Raw genomic sequence first — 26,753 nt, 5'->3', positions numbered from 1 at the left:
CCATATGCGGAACGGGGCTCCAAGAGGCTCTAAGAGGCACTCAGCGCTTCCGGCTGTCAACCCTTGGCTACTTGGGAGTCAGGTCGGCGTTCGCAACCGCGTGCGGGTACGGCGAAGCGGCCGCCGGAAGCTGCCCCGAGCGGCTTGGAGTGATGTCGGTCACCCGTAGGTGTCGCCGGGCCCCGTGCTGCCGGGAGCGCGCAGGGGACCGAAGCGGCGGGCGGGGCCGCCGGGACCATGCACCTTGATCAACCGGACCGTGCCGTGGCCGAGGTCCTCGTTGAGGCGCGCGACCAGTTGCGGGGCCAGCAGCCGCAGCTGGGTCGCCCACGCCGTGGAGTCACAGGTCACCGTCAGGACGCGTTCGTCCTCGTCGTACCTCTGCGGCACGCAGTGCTTGGCGAGGTCCTCGCCGACGATCTGCGGCCAGCGGCCCATCACACCGCCCACCGCGGCAGGCGTCTCCCAGCCGCGCTCGGTGATCAGCCGGTTGATGGCGGCGCCCAGTGCCATGGGGTCGCGGCCGTCGGCGCGGGCGCCGGAGCGCAGGCCGCCGCGCCGTGCCTGCTTCCTCTGCTGCGCCGCGTCCCCACGCGCGCGTGCCTGTTCCTTCGCGGCCCTGAGCGCCACGCGCGCGAGGTCCACGCCCGAGAGCTCAGGGGTCTTCTTCGGTGCGGGCTCGTCGGTGCTCATGCGCGCTCCACGGTGCCGTCGGACACGGTGTAGCGCGTCCCCGTCAGAACATGCGGTACGTCGTCGTCGACCGCGGCGGTCACCAGGACCTGCTCGCCCGGCGCCACCAACTCGGCCAGGCGCTCGCGACGGCGGGTGTCCAGTTCGGCGAAGACGTCGTCGAGGACGAGCACCGGCTCATTGCCCTCCGCACGGAGGAGGTCGTACGACGCCAGGCGCAGCGCCAGCGCGTAGGACCAGGACTCGCCGTGGGAGGCGTATCCCTTGGCGGGCAACTGACCCAGTTTGAGCAGGAGATCGTCCCGGTGGGGTCCCACCAGGGTGACGCCGCGCTCGATCTCCTGCCTGCGGACTTCGGTGAGCCCGGCCATCAGCTGCTCGTAGAGGGCTTCGCGCGTGTGGGCCTCACCAGGCGCGGACGGCTTGTACTCCAGGGCGACCGGTCCACCGCCGGGTGCCAGCTGCTCGTACGCCTTGTCGGTGAGCGGCTGGATCGCGGCTATCAGGTCGAGGCGCTGGGCGAGCAGCTCGGCCCCGGCGCGTGCGAGGTGCTGGTCCCAGACGTCGAGCGTGGACAGATCCATCGTGCGGCCCCCGTGGCGGCGGGCCAGCGCGGCAGTCTTGAGGAGGGTGTTGCGCTGCTTGAGAACCCGGTCGTAGTCGGAGCGGACGCCTGCCATGCGCGGGGAGCGGGCGGTGATCAGCTCGTCGAGGAAGCGGCGCCGCTCGCCGGGGTCGCCCTTGACCAGCGCGAGGTCCTCTGGCGCGAACAGCACGGTGCGTACGAGGCCGAGCACGTCACGCGGCCTGACCTGCGAGGATCTGTTGATACGGGCACGGTTGGCCTTGCCTGGGTTCAGCTCGAGTTCGATCAGCTGCCGGCGGTCGCCCTGCCTGATCTGCGCCCGGATGATCGCCCGCTCGGCGCCCACGCGGACCAGGGGCGCGTCGGAGGAGACGCGGTGGCTGCCGAGGGTGGCCAGATAGCCGATGGCCTCGACGAGGTTCGTCTTGCCCTGTCCGTTGGGCCCGACGAAGGCGGTGACGCCCGGGTCGAGCGGGACTTCGACCCGGGCGTACGAGCGGAAGTCGGCCAGCGACAGATGCGTGACGTGCATGGTCGTTCGCCGACCTCCCCAGGGTTGTGGACCGCCGGGCGGCCCTGTGGATTACTTCTTCTCGACCGCGTGGCCGCCGAACTGGTTGCGCAGCGCCGCGATCATCTTCATCTGCGGCGAGTCGTCCTGCCGGGACGCGAACCGCGCGAAGAGCGACGCGGTGATCGCGGGCAGCGGCACCGCGTTGTCGATGGCGGCCTCGACGGTCCAGCGGCCCTCGCCGGAGTCCTCGGCGTAGCCGCGCAGCTTGTCCAGGTGCTCGTCCTCGTCGAGGGCGTTGACCGCGAGGTCCAGCAGCCAGGAGCGGATGACGGTGCCCTCCTGCCAGGAGCGGAAGACCTCGCGGACGTTCTCCACGGAGTCGACCTTCTCCAGCAGTTCCCAACCCTCGGCGTAGGCCTGCATCATCGCGTACTCGATGCCGTTGTGGACCATCTTCGCGAAATGGCCCGCGCCGACCTTGCCCGCGTACACGGAGCCGAAGTCGCCCTCGGGCCTGAGGGCGTCGAATATCGGCTGCACCTTGGCGACGTTCTCGGCGTCGCCGCCGTACATCAGCGCGTAGCCGTTCTCGAGGCCCCAGACGCCGCCGGAGACACCGCAGTCCACGAAGCCTATGCCCTTGACCGCGAGCTCCTCGGCGTGCTTCTCGTCGTCCGTCCAGCGGGAGTTGCCGCCGTCCACGACGACGTCACCGGGCTCCAGGAGCTCGGCGAGCTCGTCGATCGTGGACTGGGTCGGGGCGCCGGCCGGGACCATCACCCACACCACGCGCGGGCCCCCGAGCTTGCCCACAAGCTCTTCGAGGCTGTGGACATCGGCGAGGTCCGGGTTGCGGTCGTATCCGATGACGGTGTGGCCTGCGCGGCCGATCCGCTCGCGCATGTTGCCGCCCATCTTGCCGAGGCCGACGAGACCGAGCTCCATCAGTTGTTCCTTAGGTTGCGATGTGGCATGAGGGGCACTTTCGTACCTGCGTCCGAGCCTAAACCCGGCCCCTCATGCACACCTGTGGGCATACACGCTCATACGTATGCCCCGACCTGCGGTTTCGTCCGGCGGTCCGTGATCCACCGGGTCGCCGGACGCTGTGGACAGCGATCGGTGCTCAGCCGCTGAGTCGCACCGGCATGATCAGGTACTTGTACGCCTCGTCCGCCTCGGCGTCCACGGCAGGCTTGCCGCCCAGCAGCGCGGGCTTGGTGGACGTCGTGAAGGACAGCTGGGCCACCGGGGAGTCGATCGCGCTCAGGCCGTCCAGCAGGAAGGTCGGGTTGAAGGCGATCGAGATGTCGTCACCCTCCAGGTGGGCGTCGACCCTTTCCACAGCCTGTGCGTCGTCGCTGGAGCCGGCCTCAAGGATCAGCACACCCTGCTCGAAGCTGAGCCGAACCGGGGTGTTGCGCTCGGCGACCAGGGCGACGCGCTTGACGGCCTCCACGAAGGGGGCGGTCTCGATGGTGGCGAGCGAGTTGAACTCCGTCGGGAACAGCGTGCGGTACTTCGGGAGGTCGCCTTCGAGAAGGCGGGTCGTGGTGCGGCGGCCGGCGCCCTCGAAGCCGATCAAGCCCTCGCCCGCGCCCGAGCCGGACAGCGCCAGGGTCACGCTGTCACCGCTGGTCAGCGCCTTGGCGGTGTCCAGGAGGGTCTTGGCGGGCACCAGGGCGACCGCGGACGCGTCAGGGTTCTCCGGCTTCCACAGGAACTCGCGGACCGCGAAGCGGTAGCGGTCGGTAGAGGCCAGCGTGACCGTGTCGCCCTCGATCTCGATGCGCACACCGGTGAGGACGGGCAGCGTGTCGTCGCGGCCCGCGGCGATGGCGACCTGCTGCACGGCGGACGCGAAGACCTCGCCCGGGACCGTGCCCGTCGCGTTCGGCATCTGGGGCAGTGCCGGGTACTCCTCCACAGGGAGGGTGTGGAGGGTGAACCGCGAGGAGCCGCAGACCACCGTCGCTCGTACACCGTCTGTGGAAATCTCCACCGGCCGGTTGGGGAGAGCCCGGGAGATATCGGCGAGAAGACGACCGGAGACGAGGACCGTGCCCTCCTCCTCGACCTCAGCCTCCACGGACACCCGCGCCGAGACCTCGTAGTCGAAGCTGGAGAGACTCAGATGGCCGTCCTCCGCCTTCAGCAGCAGGCCGGCGAGGACCGGCGCCGGCGGACGGGCCGGGAGGCTGCGCGCCGCCCAGGCCACTGCCTCCGCGAGTACGTCGCGTTCCACCCGGATCTTCACCGTAAGCCGCCTCCTGCTGTTGCCGGCGTTCTCGCCCTGCTTCGCCTTCGTCGTCTGACTCGGTGTCGTGGGTCCCTGTGAGGGGAAGGACACCGGGGAACAGTCTGACGCACGGCGCTGACAGTAGGCGCCTCTCGGGGTCAAGTCGTGACGAGGGGCAGTCGGGAGCCGGAGAACGAGTTGTGCACAGACCCCGCTTCGAAGCGAATTCCCTGGTCTCTCTAGTTGGGAGTAGTAGTAGGGCCTGTGGATACCGTGGATAACCGCGTTGTCCCAGGTCAGCGGCGAGATTTTGTCCACGGGCCCTGTGGGCACGAGCAGTGGACAACCACGTGTCTCTGTGGAGAACGGAAAGTTCTGCACACGCCGTGCACAGCCTCGGGGGACTTCTCCCCAGTACCGTCCCCAGCTTTGCCCACCTTTCCCACAGCCCAACCCAGCACCTTGGTGTGACGCCTTTCACTCGGGCCGGTGAGTGACCGCGTCGCGTTGCCGAACGGTGGACAGGGATGTGGAGAAGCGCCGGATTGCTGGGGACAAACGGCCACAGCCTGTGGGCCGTCGGTGGACAACTCCGTGCACACCCTGTGGATCTTCGTGTCGTCCACAGTCTGTGGAGATCGTTCGTCCACCAATCCACAAGTGGCTGAGCTGGCCTGATCGTTGCTCAACAGGATCACCTGTGGACGCCGTCTGGACAACTCCACAGTCCCCAGGATGTGGACGGAAGAAAGTCGCCGGATCTGTGGAGAGTGGCCGTAACGCGGCAGGTATTCGAACAGCGGGTCTCCGAGGTGCGGCCCGGAGCCGGCTGACGGCGCCTCCTCGGAGGACGGAGGAACGATCGGGCGGCTGCTCCGCGAGCGGTCGTGGACGGTCGGTTCACCATCCGCGAGCGGTCGGGGAACGGGAACGGCTGCGGACCTCCTCGCGGGCCGGCCGCGCGGGCCGCCGGGGAACGGCTGCGGACGCCCTCGCTGGACGGCCGGGGGAAGGCTCAGGGCGCTCCTCAGCGAGCGGTCCGGGGAGTCCGGAAGGCGGCCGCCACGCGCGTATGAGAACAGCGCAAGGCGCCCTCGGGAAAGCTCCCGGGGCGCCCTCGGTGCCGTGTGCGGGCTGCTGTCAGCCGTTCTTGATGCGGTTGGTCAGCTCGGTCACCTGGTTGTAGATGGAACGCCGCTCGGCCATCAGCGCGCGGATCTTGCGGTCGGCGTGCATCACCGTCGTGTGGTCCCGGCCGCCGAACTGCGCGCCGATCTTCGGCAGCGACAGATCCGTCAGCTCACGGCACAGATACATCGCGATCTGGCGGGCGGTCACCAGGGCGCGACCACGCGAGGTGCCGCACAGGTCCTCCACCGTCAGCCCGAAGTAGTCCGCGGTGGACGCCATGATGGCGGTCGCGGTGATCTCGGGAGCCGAGTCCTCGCCGCCGGGGATCAGGTCCTTGAGGACGATCTCCGTCAGACCGAGGTCCACGGGCTGCCGGTTGAGCGACGCGAACGCCGTCACCCGGATCAGCGCGCCCTCCAGCTCGCGGATGTTGCGCGAGATGCGGGAGGCGATGAACTCCAGTACCTCCGGCGGGGCGTTGAGCTGCTCCTGCACCGCCTTCTTGCGCAGGATCGCGATGCGCGTCTCCAGCTCGGGCGGCTGCACGTCGGTGATCAGACCCCACTCGAAGCGGTTGCGCAGCCGGTCCTCGAGGGTGACCAGCTGCTTGGGCGGCCGGTCCGAGGACAGCACGATCTGCTTGTTGGCGTTGTGGAGCGTGTTGAAGGTGTGGAAGAACTCCTCCTGCGTCGACTCCTTCTGCGCCAGGAACTGGATGTCGTCGACCAGCAGGATGTCCATGTCGCGGTAGCGCTTGCGGAACGCGTCCGCCTTGCCGTCACGGATGGAGTTGATGAACTCGTTGGTGAACTCCTCGGAGCTCACATAGCGCACGCGCGTGCCCGGGTAGAGGCTGCGCGCGTAGTGCCCGATCGCGTGCAGCAGGTGCGTCTTGCCGAGCCCCGACTCCCCGTAGATGAAAAGGGGGTTGTACGCCTTCGCCGGTGCCTCGGCGACGGCGACCGCGGCCGCGTGCGCGAAGCGGTTCGAGGCGCCGATGACGAACGTGTCGAAGAGGTACTTCGGGTTCAGGCGCGCGGTGGGCTCGCCGGGACCGGTCGCCGGTGCGGGCTGCGCGGCCAGCGGTCCGGGGGCGCCGGTGGCGGGACCCTGGCCGACCGGACCGCCCCGGTGCACCTGGCCGTTGCCGGAGGGCGGCTCCGGGAGCTCGCGCCGGTCGGGGCGCTGCTGGTCGTAGTCGGCGCGTGCGCTCTCGTACTCCGGGCGCTGCTGCTCGTACGGCGACCGCGCCTGCGACGGCGCGCGGTAGTCCGGCGCCGGCGTCGCGTACGGGTCGCGCTCGGGGAAGCCGAGGCGCTGCTGCTGCCAGCCGTAGTCGTCCTGGGACGCGCGCGGCCAGGCGCCGGGCTGCGGGCGCTGGTACTCGCCCGGGTAGGCGGGACGGGCGGTGGGCAGCTGGTCGCCGGGTCCGGTGGGGAGCTGGTCGGGGCGGCCCCCACGGTGGTCGTCCGCCCGGTGGCGGCCGTACCCCTCATAGCCGCCCCGGCCGTCGTACAGGTCGCGGCCCTGGGCGGCGGGGAGCTCGGGCTCCTCGTAGCGCGGTGGGGCGGGCGGGGGCGGTACGGCGGGCTCGCCCGCGGAGTCGTCGACGGTGATCGCGATGCGGATCGGGCGGCCGCACTCACGGCTCAGCGTGTCGCTGACGATCGGCGCGAGCCGGCCCTCCAGGACGCCCTTCGCAAACTCGTTCGGTACGGCGAGCAGAGCGGTGTCGGCGACCAGCGCCAGCGGCTGGCAGCGCTTGATCCAGTGCTCGTCCTTCGCCTCGACACCCGGCCCGCGCCCCTCACCGAGAAGCTGCTCGAGTACTCGTGGCCACACTGCGGCAAGATCGGCAGGTACGTCAGCCACAGGGCACGCTCTCTCACAGGTCCCACGAACGTGTGGTGCGGGACGGGTCGGGATGTAAATCGGGTGGGTCGGGCGGGAACGGAACAGATGGGGCAGGGATAAAGGAACGAATCGGAGTCCAGCCACGGTAGTCAGGGCGGCCGGTGCGGTTCAAGTTGTTGTCCCCAGCCTGTGGACAAGTGTCTCCTACCGGCTGTTGGTTTGACCGGATGGCGCAGCCCCGCGTACCGTAACCAGGTCGAGTTGTCGATGGCTGCTGCCGCCTGCCTCCGATGGGCACAGATCACGTACCAGTGTCCCTACCAGGGCACATTTCGGTGATCGGGAAGCGGTGCACTCGGGCGTAATGCGAGCTACTCGTGGGCGCACGGTGACAGCCAGGCGACACCCCGCCACCCATCGAATCATTACTGGAGCCCCCGAGTGAGCAAGCGCACCTTCCAGCCGAACAACCGTCGTCGCGCGAAGACCCACGGCTTCCGGCTGCGGATGCGCACCCGTGCCGGCCGCGCCATCCTGGCGTCCCGCCGCAGCAAGGGTCGCGCCCGTCTGTCCGCCTGATCCCGGTCAGGTCATGACGTCGTGCTGCCCACCGAGAACCGGCTGAGGCGGCGCGAGGACTTCGCGACCGCGGTACGCCGAGGGCGCCGGGCCGGACGCCCGCTTCTCGTCGTCCACGTACGTAGCGGTGCCACCGACCCGCACGCGCCTGGGGAGAGCGCTCCCCCGGTGCGTGCGGGTTTCGTCGTGAGCAAGGCCGTGGGCGGAGCGGTCGTACGCAACAAGGTGAAGCGCAGGCTTCGCCATCTGATGCGTGACCGAGTGGTCCTGGTGCCCCCCGGTAGCCTGGTAGTCGTACGAGCGCTGCCCGGTTCGGGTGACGCCGACCAAGCACAGCTGGCCCGAGACCTGGATGCCGCCCTTCAGCGGCTGCTGGGAGGAGGGGGCGCGCGATGAAGTACCCACTGCTGGTTCTGATCAAGCTCTACCAGTGGACGATCAGTCCGCTGCTCGGGCCGGTGTGCAAGTACTACCCGTCGTGTTCTCACTACGGCTACACGGCCATAGACCGGCACGGTGCGATCAAGGGGACTGCACTCACCGCCTGGCGCATCCTGCGGTGCAATCCGTGGTCGCTCGGTGGTGTGGACCATGTCCCGCCACGCAAGCGTCCGCGGTGGCACGAAGTGCTGCGCGACGCCTGGCGTGCACGCAAGGGCGGGCCCATTGCCGCCGAATCGGCCACCGAGGGGCACATCCCTTCGAGCCCGGCCGCAGAGACCTCGTCCCATGCCCAAGGAGCATGATTAGTGGACACGATTGCCAGCCTCTTCAGCTTCATCACGACACCCGTCTCCTGGGTCATCGTCCAGTTCCACTCGGTGTACGGGAAGATCTTCGGTCCCGACACGGGCTGGGCCTGGGGCCTGTCCATCGTGTCCCTGGTGATTCTGATCCGTATCTGCCTGATCCCGCTCTTCGTGAAGCAGATCAAGGCGACTCGGGCCATGCAGACGCTGCAGCCCGAGATGAAGAAGATCCAGGAGCGCTACAAGAGCGACAAGCAGCGCCAGTCCGAAGAGATGATGAAGCTGTACAAGGAGTCGGGTACCAACCCGCTCTCCTCGTGCCTTCCCATCCTGGCGCAGTCCCCGTTCTTCTTCGCCCTGTACCACGTGCTCAACGGCATCGCGACGGGCAAGACGATCGGCGTCATCGACGATCAGCTGCTCGCCAGCGCTCGTAAGGCGCACATCTTCGGTGCTCCGCTGGCCGCGAAGTTCACGGACAGCGCGGACAAGGTCGCCTCGCTCGGTGCCTCGCTGACCGACGTCCGGGTCGTCACCGCGATCATGATCGTCCTGATGTCGGCGTCGCAGTTCTACACGCAGCGTCAGCTGATGACGAAGAACGTCGACACCACCGTGAAGACGCCGTTCATGCAGCAGCAGAAGATGCTGATGTACGTCTTCCCCGTGATGTTCGCCGTCTTCGGTATCAACTTCCCGGTCGGTGTCCTCGTCTACTGGCTGACCACCAACGTGTGGACCATGGGCCAGCAGATGTACGTGATCCACAACAACCCGACCCCGGGTTCCAAGGCCCAGGCCGCCTACCTGGAGCGTCTCACCAAGCACGTCACGCACCACGGCAAGACCCGCAACCGGCGTGAGAAGACCATCGTCAAGGCGATCGTCGCCAAGGGCCGCGACCGCAACGAGTTCGAGCGCAAGTTCATCAACGGCCTGAACAAGGCGGGCCTCGCGGCTCAGTCCGACGGCACCGTGGTGAAGGGCGAGGCTGTGGCTGTCGCCACAGCCGAGGACGGTACGCCGACCACCGGCGCCGCCAAGCGCCAGCAGCCCAAGCGGCAGAGCAAGGCGCAGCGTCAGTCCGGCGGTGCGAAGTCGGCGGGCGGCTCCGAGCCGAAGTCCGCCTCGTCGACGTCGCTGAGCAAGTCCGACGAGCCGCAGGACACCGCGCCGCAGGACACCGCGCCTGAGGGCGGCGCCGGGAAGGCGACGTCCAAGCCCGGCAACGGCCGCAGCAGGGCCCAGTCCGGCCAGCGCAAGGGTCCGCAGCGGCCCAAGTCCCCGTCCAAGAAGTAAGAAGGAGTCCATCCCGTGACGGAAGGCACCACCTCCGCCGCTGCCGAGGGTGCAGACACCCTGACCCGCCTGGAGCAGGAGGGCGAGATCGCGGCGGACTACCTCGAGGGTCTGCTGGACATCGCCGATCTCGACGGCGACATCGACATGGACGTCGAGGCCGACCGTGCGTCCGTGTCGATCATCAGCGACGCGGGCACCCGCGACCTGCAGAAGCTGGTCGGCCGTGACGGCGAGGTGCTGGAGGCGCTCCAGGAGCTCACACGCCTGGCCGTGCACCGGGAGACCGGCGACCGCAGCCGGCTGATGCTCGACATCGCCGGCTATCGGGCCAGGAAGCGTGCGGAGCTCTCGGAGCTCGGCGCCAAGGCGGCGGCGGAGGTCAAGAGCAGCGGTGAGCCCGTGAAGCTCAAGCCGATGACGCCGTTCGAGCGCAAGGTGGTGCACGACGCGGTCAAGGCCGCGGGTCTGCGCAGCGAGTCCGAGGGCGAGGAGCCGCAGCGCTTCGTCGTCGTGCTGCCCGCCTGATTCGGTCCATACATTTTCTCCGGCCCCGCCTGTTGCGCAGGCGGGGCCGAACTTTGTCAGCCTGGTAGTTCTGGTAGTCGACGCCCGGTACGTCGATGCGGTACGGAAGGACGGTCCCCGTGACGGAGGCAGCGGAGCTCCCCCCTGCACCCGAGCAGGCGCGTGATGTATTCGGCGATCGGTTCGCCGATGCGGTCCGGTATGCCGAGCTCCTGGCCGAGACAGGAGTGCAGAGAGGGCTCATCGGCCCTCGGGAGGTCCCCCGCCTGTGGGAGCGGCACCTGCTGAACTGCGCGGTGCTCTCCGAGGTCGTGCCCGAGGGGGTCACGGTGTGTGATGTCGGGTCGGGTGCCGGGCTGCCCGGTATTCCCTTGGCCCTCGTGCGGGACGACCTGAAGATCACGCTGCTGGAACCGCTGCTGCGACGCACGAACTTCCTTATGGAGGTCGTCGAACTCCTGGGCCTCGACCATGTGACGGTCATGAGGGGCCGTGCGGAGGAGGTCATGGGTAAGCTGCCGCCGGTCCATGTGGTCACGGCACGGGCCGTGGCTCCACTGGACCGACTGGCGACATGGGGTATCCCGTTGCTGCGCCCGTACGGGGAGATGCTCGCACTCAAGGGCGATACCGCCGAGGAGGAGCTCAAGAGCGCGGCCACCGCGCTGAGCAAGCTCGGTGCTGTGGAGACCTCCATCCTCCATGTCGGGGAGGGCATCGTGGATCCGCCGTCCACAGTGGTGCGGGTCGAGGTCGGGGAGAGCCCTGGAGGCGTGCGCTTTGCGGCCAAGCGAGCCAAGGCGGCCCGGACCGGACGTGCGCGACGTCGCCGCTGATCCGTCCTGATGGCGAGACGTACTCCACACAAGCCGCCAAACCTACCCATGCCGGAGTGTCGCGACAGTCCGGCCACGACTGCTGTGCATCGTGTTTCACGTGAAACGTCGATCACTGCTGCACGGCATCATCAGTCGCGGCCGGGCTGCGGCCGAACCTCGCGACCGCAGGCCCCTCGGGTCCCTCGGCGAACCGTCCACACGCGGCACTTCGTCCCCCGTGGAGGGCGCGGAGTTGTCCACAGAGGTGGATTTCTCCACAGAAGACCAGACCTCACTGGTTCACGACCCCGAAGGCATGGGAGGCTCTGTTCATTGCGAGCCTGAAGTCGAGGAGAGTGAATCCTTGCGGTCCGACGCCAACATCGCGGGACCGATGACCGATCCGGTCCCCGGTCCCCGTACCGAGTCGATGGGGGAGGATGTTTCACGTGAAACACCGCCCCCGATGGACGACACTCCCATCGGTCGTGCTGCCCAACTTGCGGTGGAGGCACTGGGCCGCGCTGGCGAAGGTCTGCCGCGGCCTGAGCAGACCCGCGTCATCGTGGTCGCCAACCAGAAGGGCGGGGTGGGCAAGACCACGACGACGGTCAATCTTGCCGCTTCTCTCGCCCTGCACGGTGGCCGCGTCCTGGTGATCGACCTCGACCCTCAGGGCAATGCCTCCACCGCTCTGGGGATCGACCATCATGCCGAAGTCCCTTCCATCTATGACGTGTTGGTCGAGAGCAAGCCGCTCGCGGAGGTCGTCCAGCCGGTCCCCGATGTCGAGGGTCTCTTCTGCGCTCCTGCCACGATCGATCTCGCCGGTGCGGAGATCGAGCTGGTGTCCCTGGTGGCGCGGGAGAGCCGACTGCAGCGGGCGATCCAGGCCTATGAGCAGCCGCTGGACTACGTTCTCATCGACTGCCCGCCCTCGCTGGGTCTCCTGACGGTCAACGCGCTGGTCGCCGGGCAGGAGGTACTCATCCCGATCCAGTGCGAGTACTACGCGCTGGAGGGCCTGGGTCAGCTGCTGCGCAATGTCGACTTGGTGCGGGGGCACCTCAATCCCGCCTTGCATGTGTCGACCATCCTGCTCACCATGTACGACGGCCGGACGCGCCTGGCGTCCCAGGTCGCGGAAGAGGTACGCACGCACTTCGGTGACGAGGTGCTGAGGACAAGCATTCCGCGCTCGGTCCGCATCTCCGAGGCGCCGAGTTATGGACAGACGGTCCTGACTTACGATCCAGGGTCGAGTGGCGCTCTCTCCTATCTTGAGGCGGCACGTGAAATCGCGCTGAAGGGTGTGGGCGTCCATTACGACGCCGAGCAGGCCCACATCGGTGCACAGACGGAACAGAGCATGGTGGAGGGGATCCAGTGAGCGAGCGACGGAGGGGGTTGGGCCGTGGTCTTGGCGCACTGATCCCTGCTGCCCCGACAGGCGAGAAGCCGGCGGCCCCGGCCGGAGTGGGTGGCGGCGCGTCCGCCCCCCCTGCGACGGTGCCCGTACTGACGACGGACCGGGGGGTGGCGGCCGCGAGGGTGGCCACGCTTCCGCCCGTTTCACAGGAGACCGAGGAGCCGTTGACGAACGGTGCCGCGGAGACGCCCGCACCTCCTTTCGGTGCCCATTTCGCCGAGCTGCCCCTGGACTCCATCACCCCCAACCCGCGGCAGCCTCGTGAGGTGTTCGATGAGGACGCGCTTGCCGAACTCATCACCTCCATCAAGGAGGTCGGACTTCTCCAGCCCATCGTGGTGCGGCAGATCGGCCCGGCGCGCTATGAGCTCATCATGGGTGAGCGACGCTGGAGGGCCTGCCGGGAGGCGGGTCTGGAGTTCATTCCGGCGATCGTGCGCGCCACGGACGATGAGAAGCTTCTTCTCGACGCCCTCCTGGAGAACCTGCACCGGGCCCAGCTGAATCCGCTGGAAGAGGCGGCCGCCTACGACCAGCTCCTCAAGGACTTCAACTGCACCCATGATCAGCTGGCGGACCGCATCGGCCGGTCCCGCCCTCAGGTCTCCAACACGCTCCGTCTGCTTAAGCTGTCGCCGGCGGTCCAGCGGCGGGTGGCCGCGGGAGTGCTGTCCGCCGGGCACGCCCGAGCCCTGCTGTCCGTCGAGGACTCGGAGGAGCAGGATCGGCTGGCTCACCGGATCGTGGCCGAGGGACTGTCCGTGCGGGCCGTCGAGGAGATCGTCACCCTTATGGGATCACGGCCGCAGAGTGCTCCGCGCTCCAAGGGGCCGCGTGCCGGTGCTCGGGTCTCTCCGGCTCTCAGTGAGCTGGCGACCCGGCTCTCGGACCGCTTCGAGACCCGGGTGAAGGTCGACCTGGGACAGAAGAAGGGGAAGATCACCGTCGAGTTCGCATCGATGGAGGATCTCGAGCGGATCCTGAGCACGCTTGCGCCGGGCGAGGGACCGGTCCTCCAGAAGAGCGTTCTCGACGGCGGCTTCGAGGCCTCCGAGGACTCGGAGGCCTCGGAGGACTGACAGCCAGCAGGCAACGCGACGGATTGCGAGCGCCCGACCACCAGAGCAGACCGTGTCCGGTGTGTACCGGAACACGGTCTGCTCTTTGCTTTCAGGCAGTTTCGATGGAATCGCATCATGGATACGATGCGTTCGGGTATGGCGCATCCACCTGGCGACACCTTCATTGGGGAGGCGGGGGCCATGCGAACCATGAGCCGTACCGGACTGGTGACCGTGGGCCTGAGCCTGGGAGCGGTCGGCGGCTTCGTCGGCAGCCTGCTCAGGGAGCGGAGCACTCTGACAGCCGCCCGCGACGCAGCGGGCGAGGGAAGCGAGGAACTGCCTTCATGGGGCGTCGGCTTGTACCGCTCACGCTGGACAACCTTCCAGACCTCCCCCACCGCTGTCGGGCGTGCGTCTTCTGGGAGTTGGATCCCGTCAGCAGCGAAGCCGCGGTAAGGGCCGGCACGTCCACGCTGGAGAAGGAGGCGTGGATCTCCGCCGTCCTACTGGACTGGGGATCCTGCGGCCGGGTGGTCTACGTGGATGACGTTCCGGTGGGCTTCGTGCTGTACGCGCCACCTGCCTATGTCCCACGCTCCACGGCGTTTCCCACGAGTCCTGTGTCGCCGGATGCGGTCCAGTTGATGACCGCCTTCATCATGCCCGGGTATCAAGGCCAGGGTCTCGGCCGTGTGATGGTCCAGACGGTCGCCAAGGATTTGTTGCGTCGTGGCTTCAAGGCGATCGAGGCATTCGGCGACGCCCGCTGGAAGGAACCTGCGTGTCTCCTCCCTGCCGAGCATCTCCTTGCGGTGGGCTTCAAGACGGTGCGCACGCATCCGACGTACCCCCGACTGAGGCTGGAGCTGCGTACGACGCTCTCCTGGAAGGAAGACGTGGAGCTGGCACTGGATCGCCTTCTGGGAGCTGTACAGAAGGAACCGGCGCTGCGGCCGCTGTGATCGACGACGCTCTCTTCCTGTGTCTCCCATCATGCGAATGGGCCAGCCCCCGAGGGCTGGCCCATTCATGTTTCACGTGAAACATCGCTGCCTTGGTGCAGCGGCGTCCCGCTTATTCGGCGATGAAGTCCTCGAGGTCGCGGACGATCGCTGCCTTCGGCTTGGCGCCGACGATGGTCTTGGCGACCTCGCCGCCCTGGTAGACGTTCAGGGTCGGGATCGACATGACGCCGTACTTGGCAGCAGTGGCCGGGTTCTCGTCGATGTTGAGCTTGACGACCTCGATCTTGTCGCCGTACTCGGTGGCGATCGCCTCGAGCGACGGCGCGATCTGGCGGCACGGACCGCACCAGGCGGCCCAGAAGTCCACCAGGACGGGCTTGTCGCTCTTCAGGACGTCCTGCTCGAAGGAGTCGTCGGTTACGTTCTTCAGGGTGCCGGCCACGGCGGGCTCCTTAACTCGATGATGCGGTGGGGCGAAAAGGGGGTCAGACGGTGGTCTTCTCGGGCTCGGCCTGATGCTCGCTGTCCGCGAGAGCGGCGAGGAACCGTTCGGCGTCGAGGGCCGCGGAGCAGCCGGTGCCGGCCGCGGTGATCGCCTGGCGGTAGGTGTGGTCTACGACGTCACCGGCGCCGAAGACACCGGTCACATTGGTTCGGGTGGAGGGAGCGTCCACCTTCAGGTAGCCCTCCTCGTCCAGGTCGAGCTTGCCCTTGAAGAGCTCGGTGCGCGGGTCGTGTCCGATCGCGATGAACAGACCGGTCACCGGCAGCTCGGTGAGCTCTCCGGTCTTCAGGTTGCGCAGCGTCAGACTCTCCAGCTTCGGGTCGCCCTTGATCTCGGCGACCTCGCTGTCCCAGACGAACTTGATCTTCGGGTCGGCGAAGGCGCGGTCCTGCATCGCCTTGGACGCGCGCAGCGTGTCACGGCGGTGGACGATCGTCACGGACTTGGCGAACCGCGAGAGGAAGGTGGCCTCCTCCATGGCGGTGTCGCCGCCACCGATCACGGCGATGTCCTGATCCTTGAAGAAGAAGCCGTCACACGTGGCGCACCAGGAGACGCCGCGTCCGGAGAGGGCGTCCTCGTTGGGCAGACCCAGCTTGCGGTGCTGAGAGCCGGTGGCGACGATGACGGACTTCGCCTGGTGCACCGTGCCGGCCGTGTCCGTGACGGTCTTGATCTCACCGTTGAGGTCGACGGAGACAATGTCGTCCGGGATGAGTTCGGCACCGAAGCGCTCGGCCTGCGCGCGCATGTTGTCCATGAGCTCGGGGCCCATGATGCCGTCCTGGAAGCCGGGGAAGTTCTCCACGTCGGTGGTGTTCATCAGCGCGCCGCCCGCGGTGACGGCACCCTCGAACACTAGGGGCTTCAGCGACGCGCGCGCGGTGTAGAGCGCCGCCGTGTAGCCGGCGGGCCCGGAGCCGATGATGATCACGTTACGGACGTCGCTCACGGCTTGTTTCCTCGTCTCTGAGACTGCAGCTGCTACTCGGTGGAGGCTCGCTCTGTACTCTCACCCCACCCAACGGATCCTAAGGGGCCCGCATTCCCGGTGTGTCAGGGCACACGGGGAGACGACACCGCACACAGATGCCAAGGGATACCTGGGCCGCAGCCGTCCGGCCGAGAAGACTTCAGGAGCGCGCGTACGACTGGGTCAGAAGCACCTTGCCCGGCGACGCCGAGGCCTGCTTCACGCATGCGGCGTCAACGATGTAGGCAGTGACCTTGGTGCTGTCGGAGGCGTCAGGAGTGATGACGAGATAGACGGCGATGCCTTGGTACACACCCTCGTCGGCAGCGAGCACGGTCTGGTTGTTGTGGATGGCCTGTTCGACGCAACCCGGCACGTCGACGGTGGTGCCCTGGAACGTCTTGTTCGGTTGCATGCCCGATGACCCCGTGGTGCCGACGTCGGACTCGACGCCCCATGGCTTGGCACTGCCGGAGCGGCCGTTGCCCGTCGTCTTCCCGGCGAGCAGGTTTGCCACCCGGCTCTGCAGCGTGCCCTCGGAGTAGGTGTGCGCCGCGTCGGTGTGTGACTGGGGGGTCGCCTGCGGAGTCTTTCCCGAGTCGTTGGTCAGCGTCTGCACCAGCACCGCGCCCAGTCCGAGGGCCGCGGCCGTGAGGACGGCGCCCAGGGCTGCGGCCCTGCGACCGGGCCGGCGCCTGCGCTTCATGCGACCCGGTCCGGTGGCCGCGATGGCGTGACCCGACGGGCGGCCGGACGGGGAAGAGGGCGATGTTTCACGTGAAACATGTGCGACGGCGGGCTCGGGAGAGGAGGCATCAGCAGTGTCGGGTGCTGTCGCGCTCAGCAACGCCTCTGCTGCGAGCGCTGCGTCGATACGCCCCGCCACGTCGTCGGGCATGCGAGGGGGCCCTGGCAGGGAGCCCAGGAGGCCGCGGACCTCCTCAAGGGAGTCGTACACGTCGGCGCAGAGGGGGCAGTCGTCCAGATGCCGTCGCACGTCCGCGGTGCGGGAGGGTGGGAGAAGACCTTCGCTGAGGTCGGAGAGCTCCTCGACTTCCGGGTGTCCGGCTGTGCCGGTCGTGGATGTCACGCTCGCCCACCTCCGCCCTTCACAGCAGCTGAATCGCTTGGCCCTGCATCCTGTGGTCCCGCTGCCGGTGGGACGGATGCCCCCTGCGCCCGGTTCCGTCCGCCCCCCGACTTCTTGCCGTCCTGCCCGCCGCCCTCCCTACGCAGATGGGTGAGCAGCGGCAGCAGTCTGGCTCTGCCGCGGGCGCAGCGGCTCTTCACCGTCCCGGTCGGCACATCGAGGATGCGGGCGGCCTCGGCCACCGGGTAGCCCTGCATGTCCACCAGGACGAGGGCGGCTCGCTGGTCGGCCGGCAGGGCGCCCAGGGCTTCCAGTAGCTCGCGGTGCAGATCGTTGCGCTCGGCCGGGGCGGACGCCGATTCGTGCGGCTCCAGGAGTTGCTCCAGCCGTTCCGTGTCGTCGACCGGCGAGGTCTTCCTGGAGGCCGCCTTGCGGGCGCGGTCCAGGCAGGCGTTCACCGTGATGCGGTGCAGCCAGGTTGTGACGGCCGACTGGCCGCGAAAGGTGTGGGCGGCACGATAGGCGGATAGGAGGGCGTCCTGAACGGCGTCGGCGGCCTCCTCGCGGTCCCCCAGCGTCCGCAGCGCCACGGCCCAGAGTCGGTCGCGGTGCCGTCGTACGAGTTCCCCGAAAGCGTCCGGGTCGCCCTCGACATGACGGGCCAGGAGGTCCTGATCGCCTGCATCGCCGTATCCGGCTACATCCGCCATCGGCCCCCTCCCCTCAGCGTGTGCTCAGCCCGTGAACTTCACGTCGGTGATGGCCTGCTTGTAGCCGGCGCCGGTGTAGGCGCTGGCGTCGGCGCCCGAGTACGGAACCGCGGTGAGCCATACGAGCACGTACTGCGTTTTCACCGTCTTGGTGATCTTCATCGAGGCTGTGGTGCCACTCGTTGTGACGTTGCCGATCTGCCGCATCGAGCTCAATGACGACGGCGTCATCGAATCGGCCGCGTACAGCTTGACCGTCGTGTGATCGCCGGAGTATCGGAGCCCGATGGACGCCGTGGCGAGGTCCTTCACCGAGCCGAGGTCGTAGACGATGCCCACGCCCGGCTTGTAGGGCGCGAGGGCCGGACCTTCTATGAAGGTGTTGGTTTTCCAGTACGTCGAACTGTTGCCGTCGTACGTCTTGGCGACGTCGTTGGGGTGCTGGGCATCACCCTTCGCGACGAACTCCTTGGCGTCCTGGATCTTGACCTGCGCGGCAGGCTTGGGCTTGCCGCCGTTCTTGTCGTTCCCGTCCGTCGTCTGCGTCTGGTGCGTGTCGTTGGACTTGTCGCCCTGATCCATGAGCGTTTCCGCCAGCTGCCAGCTCCCGAGCCCCAGCGCGGCGATCAGCAAGGCGGACACGGTCCACTTGAGCGCCTTGCCGGTGCGGCTCTGCAGTGGGGGCGGTGGGGCCTGCACGGGCTGGGGGACGCCCGGGCGGGCCGGGGGTCGGCCGTAGGTGCCCTGCTGGTACGTCGTGCGCTGGTACTCGGGCGGGGCGGTGAATGCCGGCTCCGGCGGCCGGATGCGGGGCATCTCACCGATCGCCTTCACCAGTTCCTCGGGCGTGGTGCACGGGGACTCGTGACGCGAGGCGGTGGCGCCGTCGTTGGCCAGTGCGCGCATGGCGAGCTCGGACAGACCGCGGTGGACGCCGGCGCGCACCTGGTCGGGCGCGATCAGACCGACACCCTTGGGCAGGCCGGACAGGCCATAGGCGTCGTCCTCGTACGGCCAGCGCTGGGTGAGGGCGGCATACAGGAGCGCGCCGATGGCCTCCGTGTCGGTGCGCTGCGGGGTGTCGGAGCCGATGCCGCGCAGCGCGGCGTTCACAGCGAGGCCGCGGATGCGCCACTGGCCGGAGGAGGTGCGCAGGACGGTGCCCGGGTTCAGACGCAGATGGGAGAGGCCCTCCCGGTGGGCGGCGGCCATCGCCTGGGACACCTGGGTGACCATCTGGTAGGCGTCGTGCGCCTCCAGTGGTCCGGAGGCGAGCAGGGTGGTCAGCTCGGTGGCGTCGGGCAGCCACTCGTGCACGACATAGACGAGATCGTTTTCCTCGACGGCGTCCAGGACCTGCACGAAGCGGGGGTCGCCGAGCAGCGCGGAGGAGCGGGCCGCGGCCAGCACGGAACGGGCCCGTGTGTGGTCCGCCGGCAGGATGTGAACGCCGACGGCGCGGCGGAGTTTCTCGTCCACCGCACGCCAGCTGCTGAATCCGTCCAGACGGGTGACGCACTCCTCGAGTCGGTAGCGTCTGGCGAGCTTGTGGCCGCTGTGCAACTCGGGTGATGAGGCCTTTCCGGGACGCTCGGTCCCGCCACTCCCCTGTACCTCGTCGCCGTCCGTGTCCCGCTCCCGGTCCTGGGCCACCCCGTCGGACGTGGACTGGTCCGCCTTGGCGGTCAGCGGCTCGTCACCGCTGTTGTCTGCCACGTCGACGGCAGCCGTGCTCCGTTCCGCCACCGTCGTTCCCGCCTCCCCATCCGTTGCGCGCTGTCCGACGCAGAAACCAATTGTGCCCACAGTCCGCCGCTATGCACGACACACGACGGCGGACGATGGTTGTGCGCCTACCCCCGCCTCAGCGCCCCAGGCGCCCGCGGACCATGCCGACCATTGAGTTGAGTTCCTCGATGCGCATCTTCCGTGCCGCGACGTAGAAGACACCGAGAAGCAGTGCGCCACCGCCGACCAGGGCGGCGAAGGATCCGCCGACGCCCTGGCCCAGCGTGTGGCCGATTTCGTAGCAGGCCACGCCGCTCAGCAGCGCGGCAGGGACCGACGCGATCCCCAGCCGTGCGTACGTGCGCAGTACCCGTGCGCCGTCCAGGTCGCCGCCCAGCCGCTTGCGCAGCCGGGCCCAGGCGACGCCGACACCGATCGCGTACGCCAGGCCGTACGAGGCCGCCATCCCGATCACGGCCCAGCGAGCCGGGAGCAGGAGGTAGCAGGCTCCCGAGGCGCCCGCGTTCACGGCGGCCACGATGACCGTGTTGTAGAAGGGAGTGCGGGTGTCCTCGTAGGCGTAGAAGGCGCGGAGGACGACGTACTGCACGGAGTACGGGATCAGGCCGAGGCCGAAGGCCATCAGCATGTAGCCCATGTTGGTCGCGGCGCCGGTGCCGGAAGAGCCGAAGATCAGGGTGCACATCGGGATGCCGAGCGAGATGAACCCGAAGGCGATCGGCACGATCGCGACGGCCGTGGTGCGCAGCCCCTGGGAAATGTCGTCCCGGACGGCCCCGCCGTCGCCCTCGGCGGCCGAGCGCGAGATCCGCGGCAGCAGGGCGGCCATCAGGGACACCGTGATGATCGCCTGCGGGAGACCCCAGATCAGCTGGGCGTTGGCGTAGGCCGCGAAGCCGGTGCCCTTGACCGGGGAGTCCTTGCCCGCGGCGGTGGAGAGCTGGGTGACGACCATGGCGCCCGCCTGGTTGGCGAGGACGAACAGGACCGTCCACTTCGCGAGCACCGCGGCCTTGCCGAGGCCGTGGCCCTTCCAGTCGAAGCGCAGCCGGAGCCGGAAGCCGGTCTCCCGGAGGTACGGGATCATGGCCAGGGCCTGGACGACCAGCCCCAGCAGGACACCGACACCCAGGAGACGCTCGCCCTCCGCCGGGATGTTCTCGACCGTCATCCCGGAGTCCGCGGCAGTGCCATAGACCCAGATGAACGCCCCGAGCGTCACGATGATGACGACGTTGTTGAGGACCGGGGTCCACATCATCGCGCCGAACTTGCCGCGCGCATTGAGGATCTGCCCCATCACCACATGGATGCCCATGAAGAAGATCGAGGGCAGGAAGTAGCGGGTGAAGGTGACGGCGACCGCATTGGCGGCCGGGTCGTTGGCCACGGGGACGGACAGGACGCGGACCAGGAGGGGCGCGGCGAACATCGCCAGTCCCGTGAGCACGCCCAGCGCCACCATGACCAGCGTCAGCAGGCGGTTGGCGTACGCCTCGCCCCCGTCTTCGTCCTCCTTCATCGCGCGGACGAGTTGCGGCACGAAGACGGAGTTGAGCCCGCCGCCGACGGTGAGGATGTAGATCATCGTCGGGAGCTGGTACGCGACCTGGAAGGAGTCGCCGAGCAGGGCGAGGCCCAGTGCGGACACGATGAGCGCGGAGCGGATGAAACCGGTGAGTCGGGAGACCATCGTGCCCGCCGCCATCACGGCGCTGGACTTCAGCAAGCCGGAGGCGCGCCCGCCCTTCTTCGCAGCGGGTGCGGGTGCCGGCGCGGGAGCCGGTGCTGCCTGGGCGGCCGGTGGATGCGTAGGAGCGTATGCCCCGGCCTGAGGGGCCGCGGGAGCGTAGGCCGGTCCCGGATACGGATAGGGATACTGTCCTGCCGGGCTGTGGCCGGCAGGCGGGGCGGGAGCAGGGCCGGGGACGGGCGGGTGCTCCATGTACGGCTGGCCGCCGCCCTGCTGCTGGTCCCGGAAGAGGTGGGCGAAGGCGTCCGGCTCGTGGCGCTCGTCGCCGGCCTGAGTGACCAGGTCGTCGACCCCCACGAACTGCGTCGTGCGGGGATCGTCGCCGTACGGAAGGTACTGGGAGGGCCCTTCGGGTTCCGGCGCCGGTGGCTGGGCCCACACGCGCGGGTCCGGGGCGTACTGCTGCGCCGGCGGCTGCCCGTACAGGGGCGGCTGCGGCTGGTACGTACCCGGAGGCGGCGGGGGGTGCGCCGCGCGGTCGTAGAGCGCCTCGCTCACCGGGTCCTGGGCAGAGAGGTCCTGTGCTCGGTAGGGGTCCTGGTCGTAGGCGTCCTGGAGATACATGTCGGCCGGGGGCTGCGAAGGCGTCTGGCCGGGCTCGTGCGGCGGAGGGCCCTCGGGGTAGCCCGAGCCGCCCGCGGCACCCTGGCCGCGGTCACCGTCGTACGGCGCGTTCATGGTTACCCCACCTCATTGTCACCGGGCCCACCGGCCACGACATGGCTCAACGGTCCACTCTCTCACCCGTGCCGGACGGGTCGGCGCTTTCCGGTGCGGTGTCCGGTGTCGGGTCACTCGGCTGCTCCGGGTCGTCTGCCCCGGTCTCCGCGTCCGACTCCTGTTCGGGCGTCTTCGCGGAGCCTTCGGTGTCCCCACTGTCTACGGCGCCGTCCGCGGCCTCGTTCAGACCTGTCTCTTCCGAGGCGGCGTCCGGGCCGTCAGGAGCGCCCTCCCCTTCCTCCTCGGCCTGGGCCGCCATCCGCTTGCGCTGGGTGTACATGCGGAAACCGGCGAGGACCAGCAGCAGGACGCCACCGGCGAGGACCAGCATCACCGTGGGCGTGACCTCGGTGACGTTCACGTCGAAGCTGATGCGGGGGCCATATGCCTGGCCGTCCTCGGTGAAGAGCTGGGCGAAGACGGCGGCCCGGCCGTTGGCGTTGGCCGTGGTGGTGAATTTCACGGACTGGCTGTGGCCGCCCGAGACGGTGATGGGCTGTTCGGAGTAGGGACCGTTGCCGACCTTCAGGCGGGTCGGCTGCTGCGAGGTGAGCCGCAGCACCAGGTGATCGACCCCTTGCATGAGGTTGTTCTGCACCGTCACGGGGATCGTGGCGCTGCGGCCCGAGAGCTTCGTCTCGGACTTCTGGATCAGCCGGACCTGGCCGGTGAGCAGCTCGAGGTACGACTCCACGCCCTGGCGGAAGGTGGATGCTTCGGTGGCGTGCCCGCGCCAGGCGGTGGACATGGCGCGATCTATGGCCCGTCCGAAGGGCGTGACGACCCGTGCGGGGTCGGTGAGGATCACCTGGAAGCTGTCGAGCTTGTCCTGGGTGTCCTCGATCTGCTGGAACGCCGACTGCGGCAGCTCTGTCTTGCGCAAAGAGGAGGGATAGCGGGACGTGGACGGCACGTTCGTCGTGGCATTCGGGTCCGGCTTGGCCTTGGCGGCCTCCGCCAGCCCGGTGGACTGCGACCACGAGCTGTCCTGGAGGGCCGTCACCGCCTGCGCCATCGACTGGGCCTGACTCGCGGACGGCGTCCGCTGCGGGGCGACGACGATGCTGCGCCCCTTCTCCGGCTCCTGCAGGTTGATCATCAGGCTCTGGGCCAGGAAGTCCTGCACGGCGAGCGTGGAGGCGGCGGCATGGATCATGTCACCCTCGAATGCCGTCGACAGGCCCTCGTCCGCGACCACCGCCGTGGTCCCGCCCCCGATGGGGCGGGCGGCGGTGGGCGTGTAGGACAGCTGGTTGTCCTGGAGGCTGTCGCTGCGGGCGATCACCTTGTCGGCGCCCGCGGAGGTGGCGACCTTGACGATCGAGGGGTCGATCGCGCCGTCCACGGGCCAGGCGAAGTCCGTCTCGGGTTTCACATGGAGGACGGTCTCCACTGTGCCCGCTGCCACGTCGGTCGCGTCCTTGAGGTGGCTCAGGGAGCCGGTGACGTTCTTGCCGTTGTGTGCGAGGGAGGCCAGGTCGGGGTCCGCGAAGGGGAGGGCGACGACCTCCTTGTTCTGGACCGCCTTCTCGAGATCGGCGAGCCACTGCTTGGCGACCGCCTGACTCTTGCCCGCTGTGACACTGTCTCCGGTGCCCCTGACGCTGTAGCTGCCCGTCATGGCGTCCACGGAGGCGAGCAGGTCGGGATCGATCACCCAGGTGACGTCGAGGTCCCTTCCCTGCGACAGAAGCTGGGAGAGGCGGCCGCCCGGGGAGATCTCCTTGGCCAGGTCGTCGTTCTGGAAGACGGGCGTCTGCTGCTGGTTGGGCAGCGTCTCCGCGGTCATGTGGACGGTGGAGATCAGCGGCCACAAGTACGTCGTCTTCGTCTTGGTGGCGGCGCCGTCGGGCTGCCAGGGCAGGAAGGTCCGCTGAATGCCCAGCACCTGCTCGTACGGCTGGTCGGCGGTCTGGCCGGAGAGTGAGACGCCGAGCTGGTAGACCCCGTCGGAGCCGAGATCCAGTTCCTTGACGGGCACGGAGATATGGAAGCTCTGCGAGACGCCCGGGGTGAGCTTGGCGAACTCCTCTACGTACTTGCCGCCGACCTCGGAGCCGTCGACGCTCTGGAGGAAGCCGGTGCGCCGGGCGGCGCTGTCGATGGACGCGCGGCTGGTCAGGGACGTCGGGCTGACCCGCAGGCCCACATGGGCAGCCGTGACGGTCTTCTTGCTGTTGTTGGTGACTGTGCCGGAGACGGTCAGGGTGTCGCCGTCGGTCGGCATGCTGGGGCTGAGCGAATCGAGGGAGACGCTGACCGTGCGCGAGCCGCCTGCCTCGACCGGCGAGCCGTTCTCGGTGGCGTGCGCCGACGGGCCGGCGGGCAGCTGCATCAGGCCGGCCAGCAGGGGCGCGCCCACGAGCAGCGCTCCAGTACGCCGGAGCCACCGGCGGGCAGGTGAGGAACTCATCCCCTGGAAGTCTGCCGCCTCGGCCACGCGCTCGCCCGTCCCTCGTCGTCAGTGGTCGTCGGAATGTGCGTCCCCGCATGGTAACGATGCGCGCGGAGAGGAAGTGCCGCGGTCCGCGTCCCAAGATCGGAATCCGGCGTCGGAGTGTCCCCTATGTGTGGGTATCCAGAGAAGCATCCTGCGGGACGCTTGTGCACGTTTAATGGAGGCGCCCACCACTGCCCGAGCCACGTACCCTTTTCTGCTGTGCCGAACGCCAACGAAGACAACCCCAGCGCCCTGAGTCAGGTGCAGCACCGCGCGGTGAGTGAACTGCTGCGAGTGTCCCCTGTCGCCGACGACCTTGCCCGCCGATTCAAGGAGGCCGGGTTCTCGCTTGCCCTGGTCGGCGGCTCGGTCCGGGATGCCCTCCTTGGCCGGCTCGGCAACGACCTGGACTTCACGACCGACGCTCACCCCGAGGACGTCCTGAAGATCGTGCGGCCGTGGGCGGATGCCACGTGGGAGGTCGGTATCGCCTTCGGGACGGTGGGCGCGCAGAAGGACGGCTACCAGATCGAGGTGACGACCTACCGGTCCGAGGCCTACGACCGGACTTCGCGCAAACCCGAGGTGTCGTACGGCGACTCCATCGAGGAGGATCTGGTCCGTCGGGACTTCACGGTCAACGCGATGGCCGTCGCGCTGCCCGAGAAGGAGTTCGTCGACCCCTACGGCGGGCTCAATGATCTCGCCGCCCGGGTGCTGCGTACCCCGGGCACTCCCGAGGAGTCGTTCTCGGACGATCCCCTGCGGATGATGCGGGCCGCGCGCTTCGCGGCTCAGCTGGACTTCGAAGTCGCTCCCGAGGTCGTCACGGCCATGAAGGAGATGGGCGGGCGGCTCGAGATCGTGTCCGCCGAACGTGTGCGGGACGAGCTGAACAAGCTGGTCCTGTCTGCACACCCACGGAAGGGACTGACGCTGCTGGTCGAGACCGGGCTCGCCGATCACGTTCTGCCGGAGCTTCCCGCGCTGCGGCTGGAGCGTGACGAGCACCACCGGCACAAGGACGTCTATGACCACACGCTGATCGTGCTCGAACAGGCGATGGCGCTGGAGGAGGACGGCCCCGACCTGGCCTTGCGGCTCGCCGCGCTGCTGCACGACATCGGGAAGCCGAGGACGCGACGCTTCGAGAGCGACGGCCGTGTCTCCTTCCACCACCACGAGGTGGTCGGAGCCAAGATGACCAAGAAGCGGATGGCGGCGCTGAAGTACCCCAACGATCTGGTGAAGGATGTCTCACGCCTGGTCGAACTTCATCTCCGCTTCCACGGCTACGGCACCGGCGAGTGGACAGACTCCGCGGTACGCCGATACGTCCGTGACGCAGGCCCGCTCCTCGACCGCCTCCACAAGCTGACCCGGTCGGACTGCACAACCCGGAACAAGCGCAAGGCGGCCGCCCTCTCCCGTGCGTACGACGGCCTGGAGAAGCGCATCGCCCAACTCCAGGAGCAGGAGGAGCTGGACGCGATCCGTCCCGACCTGGACGGCAACCAGATCATGGAGATCCTTGGCGTCCGCCCCGGCCCGGTGGTAGGCCAGGCGTATAAGTTCCTGCTGGAGCTCCGCCTGGAGAACGGCCCGATGGAGCACGACGCTGCGGTCGCGGCCCTCAAGGAGTGGTGGGACGAGCAGGGCTGAGACAAGGAACCGGGGTCATGTTTCACGTGAAACATGACCCCGGGACGTACGAGGGGGCGATGTTTCACGTGAAACATCGCCCCCTCGTCGCGCACAAAACGAGGTGTTACTTGGTTTCCTTCAGGCAGAGCACCACGTCATGGCCGCCGCCGGACTGGATGTAGGAGATCGTCGCGTCCTGGACGTCCTGGCACTTGTTCTCGTCATTGCTGCCGTCAAACTTCTGGACGACCTTGTACTGGGCGTCGCTGGAGGAGCAGTCGACTTCCTTGAGATCGGCGTTGCTGTCCGTGCCGTCGTTGTGCATGCATGCGCCCACCGAAGTGGTTTCGGCATCCGTCTCACTCGCGAACCAGCCGATGCCGAACTTCACGGCTATGACAATGATGCCGACGACGATGGCTCCGACGATACGCAGGGCCTTCTTGCTCGTGCGCTTGCCCGAGCCCTGCTGCGGCGGCACCGGAGCGGGAGCGCCCTGGTTCGGGAATGGGGCATAGGGGGCGCCCTGCGGGGGAACGCCCGGGTAGTCGGTCTGCTGCGGCGGAGTTCCCGGCTGACCGGGCTGCTGCCCCAGGGGTGGGGTGGGCTGCTGGGCGTAAGGATTCGGGCCCTGGGGCGGCGGAGTTGTCACTTGGGAGGTCCCCCCTCGAACGTGGGTGCGCGTGGCGCGAAATAAGACGCCCGTAAGCTACAGGTCCGG

General features: G+C 68.3%; 23 protein-coding genes. 10 read left to right on the top strand and 13 right to left on the bottom strand.

The window, feature by feature from the left end; genetic code table 11:
• Nucleotides 1–159 precede the first annotated feature (159 nt).
• The 5 genes from ACZ3TS_RS17645 to dnaA all read right to left on the bottom strand — a co-directional run bounded on the left by ACZ3TS_RS17645 (nt 160) and on the right by dnaA (nt 7,035).
• Nucleotides 160–693, bottom strand: a complete 534-nt coding sequence (locus tag ACZ3TS_RS17645; protein ID WP_467618735.1) for a DciA family protein — start codon at nt 691–693, stop codon at nt 160–162.
• Nucleotides 690–1,811, bottom strand: coding sequence for a DNA replication/repair protein RecF (recF, locus tag ACZ3TS_RS17640; RefSeq protein WP_467618732.1), 1,122 nt, complete (start codon nt 1,809–1,811; stop codon nt 690–692). The genes ACZ3TS_RS17645 and recF overlap by 4 nt, the downstream gene beginning before the upstream one ends.
• Before the next feature lie 51 nt (nt 1,812–1,862).
• Nucleotides 1,863–2,738, bottom strand: coding sequence for a phosphogluconate dehydrogenase (NAD(+)-dependent, decarboxylating) (gene gnd, locus ACZ3TS_RS17635; RefSeq protein ID WP_467618730.1), 876 nt, complete (start codon nt 2,736–2,738; stop codon nt 1,863–1,865).
• Nucleotides 2,739–2,919: 181 nt separating this feature from the next.
• Nucleotides 2,920–4,050, bottom strand: a complete 1,131-nt coding sequence (gene dnaN, locus ACZ3TS_RS17630) for a DNA polymerase III subunit beta (RefSeq protein WP_467618728.1) — start codon at nt 4,048–4,050, stop codon at nt 2,920–2,922.
• Nucleotides 4,051–5,172: 1,122 nt separating this feature from the next.
• The gene (dnaA, locus tag ACZ3TS_RS17625) at nt 5,173–7,035 is read right to left on the bottom strand and encodes a chromosomal replication initiator protein DnaA (protein WP_467618726.1); all 1,863 of its coding nucleotides are present in this window, start codon (nt 7,033–7,035) and stop codon (nt 5,173–5,175) included.
• Between the two features lie 423 nt (nt 7,036–7,458).
• Between dnaA and rpmH the strand changes: the two genes are divergently transcribed.
• The 9 genes from rpmH to ACZ3TS_RS17580 all read left to right on the top strand — a co-directional run bounded on the left by rpmH (nt 7,459) and on the right by ACZ3TS_RS17580 (nt 14,445).
• Nucleotides 7,459–7,596, top strand: a complete 138-nt coding sequence (rpmH, locus tag ACZ3TS_RS17620) for a 50S ribosomal protein L34 (protein ID WP_003956500.1) — start codon at nt 7,459–7,461, stop codon at nt 7,594–7,596.
• Nucleotides 7,597–7,617: 21 nt separating this feature from the next.
• The gene (rnpA, locus tag ACZ3TS_RS17615) at nt 7,618–7,992 is read left to right on the top strand and encodes a ribonuclease P protein component (RefSeq protein ID WP_467618724.1); all 375 of its coding nucleotides are present in this window, start codon (nt 7,618–7,620) and stop codon (nt 7,990–7,992) included.
• The gene (gene yidD / locus ACZ3TS_RS17610) at nt 7,989–8,342 is read left to right on the top strand and encodes a membrane protein insertion efficiency factor YidD (RefSeq protein ID WP_467618722.1); all 354 of its coding nucleotides are present in this window, start codon (nt 7,989–7,991) and stop codon (nt 8,340–8,342) included. Before rnpA ends, yidD begins: the two co-directional genes overlap by 4 nt.
• 3 nt (nt 8,343–8,345) lie before the next feature.
• Nucleotides 8,346–9,644 carry a membrane protein insertase YidC gene (gene yidC, locus ACZ3TS_RS17605; protein WP_467618719.1) on the top strand — a complete coding sequence of 433 codons (1,299 nt, stop codon included), beginning with the start codon at nt 8,346–8,348 and terminating at the stop codon, nt 9,642–9,644.
• A 15-nt stretch (nt 9,645–9,659) separates the two neighbouring features.
• Nucleotides 9,660–10,172 carry a Jag family protein gene (locus tag ACZ3TS_RS17600; protein ID WP_467618717.1) on the top strand — a complete coding sequence of 171 codons (513 nt, stop codon included), beginning with the start codon at nt 9,660–9,662 and terminating at the stop codon, nt 10,170–10,172.
• 119 nt (nt 10,173–10,291) lie between these two features.
• Complete coding sequence (rsmG, locus tag ACZ3TS_RS17595) at nt 10,292–11,008, top strand: 16S rRNA (guanine(527)-N(7))-methyltransferase RsmG (RefSeq protein ID WP_467618714.1); 717 nt, start codon at nt 10,292–10,294, stop codon at nt 11,006–11,008.
• A 298-nt stretch (nt 11,009–11,306) separates the two neighbouring features.
• The gene (locus tag ACZ3TS_RS17590; protein WP_467618906.1) at nt 11,307–12,380 is read left to right on the top strand and encodes a ParA family protein; all 1,074 of its coding nucleotides are present in this window, start codon (nt 11,307–11,309) and stop codon (nt 12,378–12,380) included.
• Complete coding sequence (locus ACZ3TS_RS17585) at nt 12,377–13,498, top strand: ParB/RepB/Spo0J family partition protein (protein ID WP_467618712.1); 1,122 nt, start codon at nt 12,377–12,379, stop codon at nt 13,496–13,498. Before ACZ3TS_RS17590 ends, ACZ3TS_RS17585 begins: the two co-directional genes overlap by 4 nt.
• 329 nt (nt 13,499–13,827) lie before the next feature.
• Complete coding sequence (locus tag ACZ3TS_RS17580) at nt 13,828–14,445, top strand: GNAT family N-acetyltransferase (protein ID WP_467618709.1); 618 nt, start codon at nt 13,828–13,830, stop codon at nt 14,443–14,445.
• A gap of 112 nt (nt 14,446–14,557) precedes the next feature.
• Here the strand turns inward: ACZ3TS_RS17580 and trxA are convergent, their stop codons facing one another.
• The 7 genes from trxA to ACZ3TS_RS17545 all read right to left on the bottom strand — a co-directional run bounded on the left by trxA (nt 14,558) and on the right by ACZ3TS_RS17545 (nt 24,388).
• Nucleotides 14,558–14,890, bottom strand: coding sequence for a thioredoxin (gene trxA, locus ACZ3TS_RS17575; protein WP_402422815.1), 333 nt, complete (start codon nt 14,888–14,890; stop codon nt 14,558–14,560).
• A 43-nt stretch (nt 14,891–14,933) separates the two neighbouring features.
• Nucleotides 14,934–15,905, bottom strand: coding sequence for a thioredoxin-disulfide reductase (gene trxB / locus ACZ3TS_RS17570; protein WP_467618706.1), 972 nt, complete (start codon nt 15,903–15,905; stop codon nt 14,934–14,936).
• Between the two features lie 181 nt (nt 15,906–16,086).
• Nucleotides 16,087–17,016 (bottom strand): anti-sigma factor family protein, encoded by a 930-nt coding sequence (locus ACZ3TS_RS17565; RefSeq protein WP_467618703.1) that lies wholly within the window; start codon nt 17,014–17,016, stop codon nt 16,087–16,089.
• Nucleotides 17,013–17,726 carry an RNA polymerase sigma factor SigM gene (gene sigM, locus ACZ3TS_RS17560; RefSeq protein ID WP_467618701.1) on the bottom strand — a complete coding sequence of 238 codons (714 nt, stop codon included), beginning with the start codon at nt 17,724–17,726 and terminating at the stop codon, nt 17,013–17,015. The genes ACZ3TS_RS17565 and sigM overlap by 4 nt, the downstream gene beginning before the upstream one ends.
• Nucleotides 17,727–17,750: 24 nt before the next feature.
• Nucleotides 17,751–19,472, bottom strand: coding sequence for a protein kinase family protein (locus tag ACZ3TS_RS17555; protein ID WP_467618699.1), 1,722 nt, complete (start codon nt 19,470–19,472; stop codon nt 17,751–17,753).
• 118 nt (nt 19,473–19,590) lie between these two features.
• Nucleotides 19,591–21,906: a murein biosynthesis integral membrane protein MurJ gene (murJ, locus tag ACZ3TS_RS17550; RefSeq protein ID WP_467618697.1), complete on the bottom strand. Its 2,316-nt coding sequence runs from the start codon at nt 21,904–21,906 to the stop codon at nt 19,591–19,593.
• A 46-nt stretch (nt 21,907–21,952) separates the two neighbouring features.
• The gene (locus ACZ3TS_RS17545) at nt 21,953–24,388 is read right to left on the bottom strand and encodes a DUF6049 family protein (RefSeq protein ID WP_467618696.1); all 2,436 of its coding nucleotides are present in this window, start codon (nt 24,386–24,388) and stop codon (nt 21,953–21,955) included.
• A 219-nt stretch (nt 24,389–24,607) separates the two neighbouring features.
• On the opposite strand from ACZ3TS_RS17545, the gene ACZ3TS_RS17540 reads away from it, so the two are divergent.
• On the top strand, nt 24,608–26,050 hold the full coding sequence (locus tag ACZ3TS_RS17540) for a CCA tRNA nucleotidyltransferase (RefSeq protein WP_467618694.1): 1,443 nt from the start codon (nt 24,608–24,610) through the stop codon (nt 26,048–26,050).
• Nucleotides 26,051–26,156: 106 nt separating this feature from the next.
• On the opposite strand, the gene ACZ3TS_RS17535 is transcribed toward ACZ3TS_RS17540, so the two are convergent.
• Nucleotides 26,157–26,684 (bottom strand): LppU/SCO3897 family protein, encoded by a 528-nt coding sequence (locus ACZ3TS_RS17535; RefSeq protein WP_467618692.1) that lies wholly within the window; start codon nt 26,682–26,684, stop codon nt 26,157–26,159.
• Nucleotides 26,685–26,753: the final 69 nt, after the last annotated feature.

This window comes from Streptomyces sp. NPDC022910 (assembly GCF_055561075.1).
This window is presented reverse-complemented; position numbering and strand designations above follow the sequence as displayed.